Source organism: Streptosporangium sp. NPDC051023, from assembly GCF_040689595.1.
Classification (GTDB): Bacteria; Actinomycetota; Actinomycetes; order Streptosporangiales; family Streptosporangiaceae; genus Streptosporangium.
In genome coordinates, this window is record NZ_JBFBCE010000022.1 from 16,579 (window position 1) to 29,384 (window position 12,806).

Annotated in this window: 13 protein-coding genes; 5 read left to right on the forward strand and 8 right to left on the reverse strand. The window is 68.7% G+C overall.

What is annotated here, in order from left to right:
* Positions 1–5: 5 nt before the first annotated feature.
* Both AB0395_RS16660 and AB0395_RS16665 read right to left on the reverse strand, forming a co-directional pair.
* The gene (locus AB0395_RS16660; protein WP_366281402.1) at positions 6–1,295 is read right to left on the reverse strand and encodes a hypothetical protein; all 1,290 of its coding nucleotides are present in this window, start codon (positions 1,293–1,295) and stop codon (positions 6–8) included.
* Between the two features lie 15 nt (positions 1,296–1,310).
* On the reverse strand, positions 1,311–2,237 hold the full coding sequence (locus AB0395_RS16665; RefSeq protein WP_366281404.1) for a nitrilase family protein: 927 nt from the start codon (positions 2,235–2,237) through the stop codon (positions 1,311–1,313).
* Between the two features lie 117 nt (positions 2,238–2,354).
* On the opposite strand from AB0395_RS16665, the gene AB0395_RS16670 reads away from it, so the two are divergent.
* On the forward strand, positions 2,355–3,464 hold the full coding sequence (locus AB0395_RS16670; RefSeq protein ID WP_366281406.1) for a LacI family DNA-binding transcriptional regulator: 1,110 nt from the start codon (positions 2,355–2,357) through the stop codon (positions 3,462–3,464).
* Positions 3,465–3,482: 18 nt separating this feature from the next.
* On the opposite strand, the gene AB0395_RS16675 is transcribed toward AB0395_RS16670, so the two are convergent.
* Complete coding sequence (locus tag AB0395_RS16675; RefSeq protein ID WP_366281408.1) at positions 3,483–4,109, reverse strand: PH domain-containing protein; 627 nt, start codon at positions 4,107–4,109, stop codon at positions 3,483–3,485.
* Between the two features lie 28 nt (positions 4,110–4,137).
* Entirely contained in the window at positions 4,138–5,217 is a 1,080-nt protein-coding gene (locus AB0395_RS16680) for an adenosine deaminase (protein ID WP_366281409.1), read from the reverse strand.
* Between the two features lie 957 nt (positions 5,218–6,174).
* Between AB0395_RS16680 and AB0395_RS16685 the strand changes: the two genes are divergently transcribed.
* From AB0395_RS16685 to AB0395_RS16695, 3 genes are all read left to right on the forward strand, one after another.
* The gene (locus tag AB0395_RS16685; RefSeq protein WP_366281410.1) at positions 6,175–6,633 is read left to right on the forward strand and encodes a hypothetical protein; all 459 of its coding nucleotides are present in this window, start codon (positions 6,175–6,177) and stop codon (positions 6,631–6,633) included.
* Between the two features lie 62 nt (positions 6,634–6,695).
* Positions 6,696–7,100 carry a protein phosphatase gene (locus tag AB0395_RS16690; protein ID WP_366281570.1) on the forward strand — a complete coding sequence of 135 codons (405 nt, stop codon included), beginning with the start codon at positions 6,696–6,698 and terminating at the stop codon, positions 7,098–7,100.
* A 171-nt stretch (positions 7,101–7,271) separates the two neighbouring features.
* Positions 7,272–7,616: a hypothetical protein gene (locus AB0395_RS16695; RefSeq protein WP_366281412.1), complete on the forward strand. Its 345-nt coding sequence runs from the start codon at positions 7,272–7,274 to the stop codon at positions 7,614–7,616.
* Positions 7,617–8,347: 731 nt separating this feature from the next.
* On the opposite strand, the gene AB0395_RS16700 is transcribed toward AB0395_RS16695, so the two are convergent.
* From AB0395_RS16700 to AB0395_RS16715, 4 genes are all read right to left on the reverse strand, one after another.
* Positions 8,348–9,334, reverse strand: coding sequence for an aldo/keto reductase (locus AB0395_RS16700; RefSeq protein ID WP_366281414.1), 987 nt, complete (start codon positions 9,332–9,334; stop codon positions 8,348–8,350).
* 167 nt (positions 9,335–9,501) lie between these two features.
* Positions 9,502–9,855 carry a cupin gene (locus AB0395_RS16705; protein WP_366281415.1) on the reverse strand — a complete coding sequence of 118 codons (354 nt, stop codon included), beginning with the start codon at positions 9,853–9,855 and terminating at the stop codon, positions 9,502–9,504.
* A gap of 76 nt (positions 9,856–9,931) precedes the next feature.
* Positions 9,932–10,561, reverse strand: a complete 630-nt coding sequence (locus AB0395_RS16710) for a hypothetical protein (protein ID WP_366281417.1) — start codon at positions 10,559–10,561, stop codon at positions 9,932–9,934.
* 233 nt (positions 10,562–10,794) lie between these two features.
* On the reverse strand, positions 10,795–12,219 hold the full coding sequence (locus AB0395_RS16715; protein WP_366281418.1) for an MFS transporter: 1,425 nt from the start codon (positions 12,217–12,219) through the stop codon (positions 10,795–10,797).
* Positions 12,220–12,305: 86 nt separating this feature from the next.
* Here AB0395_RS16715 and AB0395_RS16720 point away from each other — a divergent pair, with 86 nt between their 5' ends.
* Positions 12,306–12,698, forward strand: coding sequence for a MarR family transcriptional regulator (locus AB0395_RS16720; protein ID WP_366281419.1), 393 nt, complete (start codon positions 12,306–12,308; stop codon positions 12,696–12,698).
* The last annotated feature ends 108 nt before the right edge of the window (positions 12,699–12,806 follow it).

A 12,806-nucleotide genomic window follows, 5' to 3' on the forward strand; every position in this document is an offset into this window, starting at 1 on the left:
CACACTCACCCTCCGTTGAATCCGGGAATCAGTCCCAGCCCCGGCACGATCGTCACGCCGCAGATCGTCATCGCCATGACGTAGCCGGTGAAGGGATGGCAGTACTTCGGTACGCGCCGCGCCAGGACCGCCCCCAGGGGTGGTCCGATGAGGGCGCCCAGGACGGCGCCCGCGACGACGGACTGGGCGGTGCCCCCGTAGGTGAGCACCGTCGCGGGCGCGATCGAAACGATCGGGATGAACGTCGGGTACCAGCCCAGGCGTATCCAGCGCCCGCGCCAGAGCGTCACCCCGATCGCGGCGCTGAGCAGTTGCGCGGCGAGCACGTGGAAGAGCAGGCCCGAGCCGTACACGGACAGCGCCGGGTCGAGCAGGTGACCGAGCAGCACCCCGGCCAGGAGGCCCGCGCTCGCCAGCTCGTTGCCGTTGAAGGGCGCCTCGGTGAAGTCCGCGAGGATCCTGCGCAGGGTCCAGACGGGCCCGTACCCGTGCCCCACGCCCGGCTCCGGCGTGCCCGGCGAGGGTGGCGGGGACGGCGAACCAGGTGTCACGGCCGTAGCGGAAACCGCGGCCGGTGAGCCGGGGAGCGGCCCCTCCCCCGCCGGGACCTGTTCCCCGGGCGTCCGGCCGGGTATCCAGGGCAGCACCCGGCAGATGGCGAGCCCGGCCAGCGCGCTGACCCACATCCCGGTGGTGGCCGCGACCATCCCCGACAGGCCGAGCGGGACGCAGACGGTGTCGAAGACCAGCAGGGCCACCGGCGTGGTGAGCAGCCCGCCGAGCGCCGCGCCGGTGAGCGCGACCGGCCAGCCCGTCCCGTACATCAGCACGACGACCGGGGAGAGCGAGACGAAGGAGACGAACGTCGGCTGCCAGGTCCCGGTGGCGGGGATCACCCATCCCCACACCAGGTTGCCGAAGACGACCCCGAGCAGGGCGCTGGCCGTCATCCACGGCCACACCCCCAGCCCGCAGCAGATGTCGAAGCCCCTCCAGCGCCTGCCGCGTAGGTAGGCCCAGTGGGCGAGCGCGCCACCGAGCAGCATGAGCAGGCCCCCGAGCGTGCTCTTGTAGAACTGGGCGTCGGTGGTGTCGGAGAGGATCCAGGTCAGGAACGAGGGCACGTGGCCGTAGTCGTGGACCCACCCCTGGAAGGTCGCGGGCGCGTCGAACCCGGTCGAGGCGAGGCCGGCGAGCAGCGCCGCGAGCAGAAGGGTCGCGGTCACCGTCCCCGTGGCCGCCGCGTACGCCGCGATGTGCCGCCTCGGGGAACCTGAGCGCTGAGTGGCGGTCATGGCCGTCCCTTCCGTTCAGCGCGGCAGCGCCGAGCCGCCCCGATAGCCGAGCATGGTGTCGTAGAGGTCGGTCCTGCGGTCCCTGATCAGGTCGTTGAGCTCGTTCCAGATCGGCGCGCTGCGCGCGGAGACCAGGTCCACGTCGGCGAACAGGATCTCCTCCTCCTCGGGGCCCGCGACGGCGCCGAGCGGCCAGCCGTTCGTACCCGCGATCACCGAACAGCCGAGGAACCTCGCCCCGCGCTCCGCGCCGACGCGGTCGGCGGCGGCGATGAACACGTTGTTGACGTGGGCGGCGGTCATCGTCAGGTAGGTGGCCATGCACTTGCCCGTCTCGTCGAACAGCGGCGGCGGGGTCCACACCCAGTTGTTGACGCTGCAGATGATGTCGGCGCCCTGCTGGGCCAGCAGCCGGGGGACCTCGGGGAACCAGATGTCCCAGCAGATCAGGAGCCCGATGCGGCCGATCGGCGTGTCGAAGACCGGGTATCCCTCGTCTCCGGGGGTGAACCACAGCTTCTCCCGGTACCACAGGTGCGTCTTGCGGTACCGGCCGATGTAGCCGTCGGGACCGACCAGGATCGCGGTGTCGTACAGGCGCGGCCCGTCACGCTCCGCCAGGCCCGTGACGACGTACACGCCGTGCTCGCGGGCGAAGGCCTCCCAGGCCGTCACGGTCTCGCCGCCGGGAACCGGCTCGGCGTGCGCGTACGCCTCGGCGCGGGTCTCGAAGGAGTATCCGGTGCTCGCCAGTTCCGGCAGCACCACCAGGTCCGCACCGCCCTCGACGGCCCTGGTCGCGAACCGGACGGCCCGCTCCAGGTTGGTCTCGCGCCGGTCGACCCCGACCTGCGGGTCGAGCTGGACCACCGCGACGCGGACGGGGCTCACGGGCCTCGGCGGGAGTGTCTCCTCGATCTGGTGGCTGTGGTCTTCGGTCATCTCTGCCTCCTCTTCGCCTTCGCCGTACGGCCGGGCGCAGAGCTTGGAGCGTTTGCACAAACGTTTGGGCAATGTGTCGACGATCACACAAACGTTTGGGCCAATGGTTTGGGTATCATGCGATGGAGAAACGCCTCCCGTCAAGGTTCGGCAGGCGCGTCCCCGGAAGAAGCCCCGGGGAAAGCACGGGAGAAGGGCGGGCACGCCATGGCGGGCAGGGCGAGACCGACGACGCTCCAGGCGATCGCGGACCAGCTGGGTCTGCACGTCTCCACCGTCTCCCGGGTGCTCAACGGCCCGTCGGGCGAGGGCGGCCGGGCCGCGTCGAGCCGTACGGCCCAGCGCATCCGCGCGCTGGCCGATGACCTCGGCTACCGGCCTAACCCGTACGCCACGAGCCTGCGGACGCGGCGGAGCAACCTCGTCGGCGTGCTGGTCCCCCGCCTTTCCGACATCGTGCTGGCCTACGTCTACGAGGGCATCGAGGAGGCCGCTGCCGAGCACGGGCTGTCGACGTTCGTAATGAACACCCAGGACGACGAGCGCACCCAGGAGGCGCGCGCCACCATGGCGCTCGACCGGCGGGTGGACGGGCTGATCTTCGCCGACGGCCGTGAGGGCACCGGCCTGTTCGACCGCGTCGCAGCGCGGGAGACGCCCTTCGTGCTGGTCAACCGCCATGTCGGCGGCCATCCGGCGATCACCTGCGACGACCACCTCGGCGGGCGGCTGGTGGCCGAGCACTTTCTTGAGCGGGGATACGAGAACGTCGCCGTGATAGCGGGCCCCTCCTACGCCAGCACCGCCGTCGACCGCGCCGCGGGCTTCGTCGACCGCTACCGGGAGGCGGGGATCGTCATCCCCGATGACATGGTGGTCGAGTCCACCTTCGACACCGCGGGCGGCAGGAGGGCCGCCGAGACGATCCTGCGCGGCGGGAACGTCCCCACCGCGATCTTCGCCGTCAACGACTTCGCCGCCATCGGCGCCTCAGGATGCGCCCGCGACCACGGCCTGCTGACCGGCACGGACATCGCGATCGCGGGCTTCAACGACACACCGCTGGCCGCGGAGCTGCCCGTGCCGCTCACCTCGGTCCGCACCCCGATGCACGAGATGGGACGCGAGGCGGTGGAGATGCTCCTGCGCCTGCTCTCCGGCAAGGCAGCCGAGTCGAGGCGCCTGCCCCCCACCCTCGTCGTCCGGAAGTCAAGCCTCCTCGCCTGACCGCTCCCAGCCCCGACCTCAGACGAGGAAGGCGGCGACCACCGCGACGGCCGCGACCGCCAGGGCCGCCAGGGTGGTCGGAGCCCAGGCCACCTTGACCGTCCCCGGGTCGGGCAGGGTGCCCGCGATGCCGGGCGTGACCCGTTTCGCGGATTCGGCGCGCTCAGTGATCTGCTCGGCCACCCAGTCGGCGTGGGTCTTGCCCGCCATGGCCTCCGCCGCTGCCTGCTCCGCCTTCGAGCGCACGGGCTCGGTCCTGAAACGGCCCCCCGCGCGTGGAGGGCTGCTCCTGCGCATGGCCGCCATCCGCTCACGACCGGAGGTCTGCGGCGTCCAGCAGCGGACGCTCCGCCCCCCGGAGGTGATCGTGATCGAGTGGGAGACGGTGACCTCGTCAACCAGGCGCCATGGCACGAAGGTGTTCCTGAGCGGGTTGCGGACCAGCACGCCGTCCTCGGCGAGGACGACCGCGGGGCGCAGGCAGGTGACGAAGACCAGCGCGGTCAGTACGGCCAGCACCGCCGCCGCAACCATCGAGGACGGCCCGTTGTAGCGGACGACCAGGTCGACCGCGTTGAACGCGGCGAAGGCCATCCAGATCCAGCCGAGAACCTGCGCGGCCCTCGACCGGAACACCTGCCTCATCGCGCCGCCCCCACTTCCACAGCCCCGTTCACGCCTGCCACTTGAGCTGCGCGAAGCCGGGCTTGATGACGCCGTTGATGAGCGCCAGCCGTTCGTCGAACGGCAGGAACGCCGACTTCATGGCGTTGATGGTGAACCACTGCAGGTCGTCCCAGCCGTAGCCGAACGCCTCCGACAGCTTGGCGAACTCCTCGGAGACGGAGGTGCCGCTCATCAGCCGGTTGTCGGTGTTGACCGTGACCCGGAAGTTCAGCGCCCGCAGCAGCCCGATCGGGTGCTCGGCGATGGAGGGGGCGGCACCGGTCTGCAGGTTCGACGTCGGGCACATCTCCAGCGGGATGCGCTTGTCGCGGACGTAGGCCGCCAGGCGGCCGAGCTTGGCCTGCCCGTCCTCGGAGACCGCGATGTCGTCGATGATCCGGACCCCGTGGCCGAGCCGGTCCGCGCCGCACCACTGGATCGCCTGCCAGATCGACGGCAGGCCGAAGGCCTCACCGGCGTGGATGGTGAAGTGGGCGTTCTCCCGCTGGAGGTACTCGAAGGCGTCGAGATGACGGGTCGGCGGGTAGCCCGCCTCCGCCCCGGCGATGTCGAAGCCGGCCACGCCGACATCGCGGTATCGAACGGCCAGCTCGGCGATCTCCATGGACCTGGCCTGGTGGCGCATCGCGGTGAGCAGGGTGCCCACCTTGATCCCCCGCCCCTCCGAGCCGACCCTGAACCCCTCCAGCACGGCCTCGATCACCTCTTCGAGGCTCAGGCCCGCCGAGGTGTGCTGCTCGGGCGCGTAACGCACCTCGGCGTAGACCATGCCGTCGGCCGCCAGGTCCTCCGCGCACTCGGCGGCGACCCGTACCAGGGCTTCGCGCGTCTGCATGACGCCAACCGTGTGATCGAAGGTCTCGAGGTAGCGCTCAAGGGAGCCTGAGTCGGACGCGTCCCGGAACCAGGTACGCAGGGCGGCGGCGTCCGTCGTGGGCAGCTTGTCGTATCCCGACTCGCTCGCCAGCTCGATGATCGTTTCCGGCCGCAAACCACCGTCGAGGTGGTCGTGGAGCAACACCTTGGGAGCCCGGCGGATCTCCTCAAGAGCGAGTGGCTGACTCATCTCATCATCCTAGACGGGTGGTTCAGGAGTGACGGCAACGCCGCTGCGACCGCCTCTGGGCGATTCGCAAAACGGCCGTACCGGACGATCCGGTCAGGCGAGGCAGGTGCCGGATGAGCCGGTCAGGCGGGGCGGTTGTGGTAGGCGGCCAGGAGCCACCTGCTGTCATTGCCCGTCATGATCTTTCCTTTTCCGATGCCTGTGATGGCTTCTGTTGCGTGACGGCTGTTCTGTAATGGCTGTTCGATGGCGTGATGTGAGCCGGTGATGCGGCTCGCCGGTACATACCGAGCGCCCAGACGAACTCATCGCCGCCGCGATGACTTGCCGGCCGCAGACCGGTGTGTACCGGCGAAGGGGACAGGTGATCACAGCCCTTCACCCTGCCCGTTTCCACGACCATGACCGTCGGATTCACAATCGAACCCGGTTCGACACAGCCCGAGCTGTCGGCCTCCGGACAGACATCACGAGAATGTAGCATTCTGTGCATTATCAAATACGCAGAGTTACATTTGGCGTTGGTCCGTCGCACATTCCGCGAGGAATCCACCCGGACAGGAGGACGTGACATGGTGGACAAGACCTCATTGGCGCGACCCGCAGACCGGTTTCCCATCGGTCCGCCAGGACGTACGGTCCCGGTGTCGACGGACGCTCCAACGCCAGGTCGCCCCTGGGGCATGGACCACGCCGTCGTCTCTGTCCCGCTGCCCCGTCTCGGCAAGCACGAAAGGCCGACCAGCACCTACACCAGTTCCAAGCCCACCAAGTACAACGTGGACGGGAAAGTCGAGTCAGACGCCCCGGAACGGCAAGGGGCAGGGGCAGGCAACCTACAGCGGTCTGCATGCGGACATCAGACCGTTGAAAGCGTGTTGCAGGCGGTCGGCCTGTTAATGGCATCACAAACCCCCAACAGGCCGCACGGTTCACACCATCACGCAGGAGATCCCGATGAACCGCACCATCCGCACCCTGCTCGGAGTCACCGCCACCACCGGCATCGTCGCCCTGGGAGTCCCGGCCGTCAGCACCGCCGCGAACGCCTCGCCCCCGTCCACCACGGTCGTCACCGGCGCGACCTCCCCCAACGCCGTCAGCAGCCTCAGGCAGGCCCCTCAGTCCTTCCTGTTCAACTACACCTTCAACGGCCACCTCAAGATCGCCGGCGGCAATTTCACCGTCGACCGCCGTGTCTACCTGGTCGTCAAGTACGACACCGGCCGGGTGGCGTTCTCCAGGTGGGAGACCGCCCGGCCGCATTCCATCACTCCCGGCGGAACCATCTACGTGGAGACGACGATCGCCGCTCCCTGCGCCGGAGGCACGAACGGGTACGCCCGTGCGTACGACGACGCCACCAAGACGTGGTCTCCCCGGCTGCCGGTGGCAATCTGCCAGCGGATCGACTGACCCTGTCAGTAACCGGTGGGGAAGGCTACGCTCCCTCCGTGATCACCGCCTGGGAACCCACGATGGCGGGCGTGCTGCGACTGCCCTCGGGGCGGCTTGTGCGTGGCCGGGGACTCCGCCGCCCTCTCCCTGAAGGACCGTTGCCCGTCTTCGGGCTGTACCTGCTGGGTCGCGAGCCGTCCCCTGTTTCCTGGGAGGCGCGCTGGCTGCGCTGGCCGGACTTCTGGCTGCCGTCCGACCGCGCCGCCGCCGGGGACGCGCTGCGCGAGGCATGGGAACGCACTGAGACCGAACGCGTCGAGATCGCCTGCGGTGGCGGACGCGGGCGAACCGGTACGGCACTGGCCTGCCTCGCCGTACTGGACGGGGTGCCCAGCCACGAGGCGGTCGCCTACGTCCGCAGGCATTACGCGCCACACGCCGTGGAGACCCCCTGGCAACGCCGCTTCGTCACCCGCTTCCAGTAACGGAACGGATCCCATGTCCTCGAAGGGATGGTTCAACGACGATCGCCGGTGCGCTCCGGGCAGCGAGATCTTCCACGGCCCGGCCACGCGTGTCTGTGCCGTACGGCGAATCCCACGTGACGTCTCACCGACGACGAGGCCGCCCACGGGAAACACGGCTAACGTGACGGCATGAGCGAATTGGAAGCGCGGACCGCGTTCGACGATCTGGCTGAGGATCTGAGTGGTCGCGGTGTCGTGAGTTCTCAGATGTTCGGCAAACGTGCACTGAAGCACGAGTCGAAGGCCTTCGCCTGCCTTCTGGGCAGCACACTGGCGTTGAAGCTCATGGCTGGTACGGCCGAGCACGCGGAGGCACTGGCCCTGCCCGGCGCGGAGCTGTTCGACCCCTCGGGCAAGCATCGCCCGATGAAGGACTGGGTGGCCGTTCCCGTCGCGTGCGCCGAGCACTGGCGGCCACTGGCCGTGGTCTCACTGGAACGCCTGCGTCCGGCCGAAAGCACCACCTCCTCATGACACGAAACACCTCAAGGCCCCGAGTGATGTGAGAACCTTCGGCGCCACTTCTCAGCCGCATGGGATGTGGGCGGATGACGGTTCCTTTTGGAAAAGCCCTCCGGCGATTCCCCTCGAAAGGCCGAGGGCCACTCCGAAAGCCCACAAGCTGGGGGTCGTCCCCCTGAAGACCGGTACGGCGACGCGCTCCCCCGGCGTGCGTCGGCGTACCGCACGCGTGCGATCCGGAGGAGGGCCCGGACCGCACACCGACATCATGCGATTACCGAGGGCGGAGAACGGCTATTACTGCGTGTGGATGACCCCATCGGTTGCTGCGGCGGGCGATGCGAAGGACACCGAGAGGGAGAAGAAACCGACAGCAGCGATCACCAGTGCAACAATGGCTTTCTTCATGGTTAACCAAGATATCAGTGGAATTCCGGTTCGCCCTCTTCGCCCATACGAAATTTCATTGTTCTCCACAACACCCCTGGCCCGCCCTTTTGTTGCCCTCCTAAAAAGAGGCCACTACCCTGAATATAATCCACACCCCCGTGTTCGGCGTCTTCACGACCGCGAACCATCCTCCCTCGCCCCGTCATGCCCACACCGCCAGGAGACACGGCCTGGGCGGCCCATTGTCCGAACCGGGACCCGCCCCGCCCATCCCGCTGGGACTGCTTTCGGCTCCGGCGCGAAAGCGCCCAAGCCCGCGCCGCCGCCAGGCGGCGCAAATAAGCACAGCGTCGCTATGAGCACGCGTCCAGGCGGGCGCGCTGGTCCTCCGTCAGTTCCAGGTCCACCGCGGCCAGGTTCTCCTCAAGTTGCGCCACCGAGGACGCCCCGGCCAGCGGGATCATCGGGAACCGGCCGCCGATCTGCCAGGCCAGCACGACCTGGTTCACGGTCGCCCCGGTCTCCTTGGCGATCTCGCGCAGCACCGCGAGCCTGGCGGGCGTTCCCGGGTGGTCGTAGTCCGGCGGCACCTGCTTGTCCTCCCGGACGTAGGCGCCGTTGAGCAGCGGGGAGTAGGCGACCAGGGTCAGGTCCGGCTCGGCCCGCAGATAGCTCAGCAGTTCGGCTCCGGCGTGGCCAAGGCTGCCGTCCTGGAAAAATGCGTCGCGCACGTCGAAGCGTGGGCGCAGGTGGCTGTGCTGGTACTGCAGGACCTCGTAGCCGGGCAGCCCGGCCGCCGCCGCGATGGCGCGGGCCCGCTCGACCCGCCAGATCGCGTGGTTACTCACCCCGAGCAACCCGACCGTCCCCTCCGCGACCAGCTCGGCGAAGCCCTCCACGGTCTCGCGCAGCGGGACCGTCCTGTCCTCGATGTGCGCGTAGAGCAGGTCGATCCTGTCGACCCCGAGCCGTTCCCGGCTGCGCTCAGCGGACTCCCGGATCACCTTCGCGGACAGTCCCTCGCCGTTGTCGACGTAGCCGGTGCCGGGGGCGAGCGGCCGTGCGCCCAGCTTGGTGGCGATGACGATCTCGTCACCGACACCACGGCTGCGCCGCCACCGTCCGAGCACTTCCTCACTCTGGCCGCCCTGGCCACCGTCGACCCAGAAGGCGTAGTTGTTGGAGGTGTCGACGAACGTCCCGCCCGCCTCGACGTAACGGTCCAGGACGGCGAAGGAGGTCTTCTCGTCGGTCTCCGACCCGAAGCGCATCGCGCCGAGGGCGAGCACGCTCACCTCGCGGCGGGTCTTCGGGTCGGTGCCGATGGTGCGGTACTTCATGGTGTCCCTTCGGTACGGCCCGTCGTCTCCGGGCCCCGGAAAGGGAGTCTGGGACGTGGAGCGCACTCCAGGTCAAGCCCACAAACGTGGGCACGTAACGGACACCTCATCGTTTTCCAGGACGGTCTTCCCGCTCGCCGTGAGTTCCCGACCGGCCGCCACCTGGTTCACTCGTCGCGGTTGACGGTCTCCGGGGAGAAAGCGGGCAGGCAGACGGCGATGTACTCGGCTCCGTCGGGGCCGCAGCTGTAGCGGATCTTCTCCCCCGGCTCGCTCACGAACGCCTGCCCGGCGTCGACCTCGGTGACGCCCTCGTCGTGCTCCACGAGGACCGTGCCCCTGAGCACCACGGTGTACTCGGTGAACTCCGGCACCTGGGCCGGCTCGCTCCACCCCGGCGGAGCCGTCATGTGCGCGATCGAGATCTGCGTGTCACCGCTGTTGACCCGACCGACGTACTCGTCGATGGTCTTGCCACCCGGAACCGGGATGCGCGTGGCATTGTCGATTTTGCGTACCATCAGGCCAGTTTGCCATCGCGGGCCATAGGCCACGATCTCCAAACGCCTCCTCACCGCGGGTCACGGCGCATGGTGCTCAGTGCGCGACGTCGACGATCAGGCGCTGCGGGTTCCTCTGCTCCAGCACCCTGAAGCCCGCCTTGTGGTCAAGGACGATGCCCACACCGACCACGGCCTCGAAGTCGCCCGTCTTGACCACGGTCTGCACGTTTCCCAGGTCGGCCTGAAAGATCGGGCCGCCGACCCAGGTCGGGGAGCCGGACTCGCCGTGCGCGTTGGCCGGGGTGATCGTCACCTGGAGATAGGCCCCGCCCTTGACGTCGATCGGGTCGCCCGACCCGTCCTGGACGAGCTTGGGCACCCACCGCACGCTGTATCCCGGCAGCCCTCCCCTGAGGTCGATCACCACCCGGTCGAACCCCTCGTGCGCGGCGAATCGTGCCCCGAGGACGAGCGGCGGGTTGTCCGTCGTTCGCCTGACCTCGACCTCCCTGGTGCTCGTCGGAGGCCTGAGCCCACTTTCCGGGGAGGCGGACGACGCCGGGGTCGGCGGTCTCGGCGGGACCGTGGTCGCGGGTGTGGTCGTGGGCGCGAGCGTCGTCACGGGGACGGGCGAGGACGAGATCCCGGACGGGGTGGTCGCGCTGCCGCAGCCGGTCAGCAGGATGAACGGAGCAAGGACAAGGGCAACGCGGGTGCGCTTCATGGTGGCCTCCTGCCCCGTTAGATGCCCAGCTCCCAGAACAGGTTCACCCCATGCGAAGATCTGGCTTGACGTAGTCCTGACATGAGTCAGGAGGTTCATCAGAGGCGGTGGCGGCGCACGAGGATCGGACAGGCGGAAGGCCGCCGACGGTGCCCCGGTGCCCGTCGACGGCCTTCCCCAAGTCGCCCGCGCGCCGTACGAGCCCGTGTTTCCCGTACGGCGCGCGAGTCTTCTCAGACGGTCTCCAGCACCTTCTCCTCCTCGACGGCGGAGACCGTGCCGGGGCGACGCAGGCCGGTGAGCGAGATCAGCAGGCCGACCACGGCGAGGATCGCGGAGACTGTGATCGCCGCGTGGAAGGAGTCCAGCGGGTTGGCGCTCGGGTCGGAGGTGAGCACGGCGGTCACGACGGCCAGCACGATCGCCCCGCCAACCTGCCCCGAGGTGTTGAGCAGGCCGGAGGCCAGTCCCTGCTCGTCGTCCGCGACGCCGTTGGTCGCCTGGATGTTGAGCGAGGGGAAGGACAGGGCGAAGGCGATGCCCACCAGGAACATGCCGGGGATGATCAGCGTGGCCAGGCTGGGGTTCTCGTCGAGCCGCAGGAACAGCGTGAACGCGCCCGCCAGCGCGGCCGAGCCGATCGCGATCAGTTTGCCGGTGCCGAACCGGTCGGCCAGGCTGCCCATCTTGGTCGACGTCACGGCCACCAGCAGCCCGGCGGGCAGGAACGCCAGAGCCGTCGCCAGGGCCGACCAGTGCAGGAAGTTCTGGAAGTACTGCATGGCCACGAACTGGAAGCCGACGTAGGAGCCGAACAGGATCACCAGTCCGAGGTTGGCGCGGACGATCGGCCCCGAGCGCAGGATGCCGAGCCGTACCAGGGGGTGCTTGACCCGCAGCTCGGTCAGCACGAACAGGGCCAGCAGCGCGGCGGCGACCAGCAGGGAGCCGATGGTGCGCAGCGAGAACCAGCCCGCCCCGGGCGCCTCGACCACGGTGAAGACGAGCAGCAGCATCGAGGCGGTGATGGTCACCGCGCCGATGATGTCGTGGCCGCTCTCCGCCCTCTCCTCGTGCCGCTTGGGCAGAACCTTCAGGGCCGAGATCAGCGCGATGATCGCGACGGGCACCGGCATGAGGAACGTCCAGCGCCAGCCGAGCTCGGTCAGGAAACCGGAGATGACCAGGCCCAGGGAGAAACCGCTGGCCCCGGAGGCGGTGAAGATGCTGAGGGCCCTGTTGCGGGCCGGGCCCTCGGCGAAGGTCGTGGTGATGATGGACAGCGCGGCGGGCGCGGTGAACGCGGCGCTCACACCCTTGATGAACCGGGCGGCGATCAGCATCGTGCCGTCGTTGACCAGGCCGCCGAGAAGCGAGGCGACCACGAAGACGGCGAGCGCGACCAGGAAGACCTTACGCCGCCCGAGCAGGTCGGCGGTGCGGCCGCCGAGCAGCAGCAGGCCGCCGTATCCGAGCACGTAACCGCTGACCACCCATTGCAGGGAGGAGGTGGACAGACCGAGGTCGGCCTGGATGGACGGTAGGGCCACTCCCACCATGGAGACATCGAGGGCGTCGAGGAAGATGACAGCGCAGAGCACCGCGAGCGCGGCCCAGAGGCGCGTGTCCCAGCGCTCTTCGGTTGAGGAGGAGGTCATGCGGGCAACAATACATGCAGGCGCATCTAATGCAAACGAATTTAATTCGTGTGCATTAGATGTTCACACATGCTATGATCCGCGACATGAGTGAGGAGTCCGTAGTCCACGCATGGCGGGATGTGCTGGCCAAGCACGCCGCGACCTCATGTGCACTGGAACGCGAGCTCTCCGAGCGACATCACCTGGGCATGAGCGAGTTCGAGGTCCTGGAGCGCATGGTCGAGGGCGGCCAGGAGAAATACCGTGTCCAGGAGGTGGCGGACGCCGTCCATCTCAGCCAGAGCGCGTGTTCCCGGCTGATCGCCCGCCTGGAGAAGGCGGGTCTGGTGTGCCGGGGCATGTGCGAGGCCGACCGGCGGGGCGTCTTCGTCCTCATCACCCCCGAGGGCCGGGCACGCCACGCGGAGGCCGTCTCCACCCACCGTGCTGTGCTGACGGACATCTTCACCTCCGCCTCCCACTCGGCGAAGGTCTGAGCGCGCCTTCCAAAACACGGAACACGGAACACGACCCGCGTTCGAAGCCGCAGGCCGTGTTCCGTGTTCGAGCCCCCGCGTTCAAGCCCCGCGTTCGAGCCCCCGCGT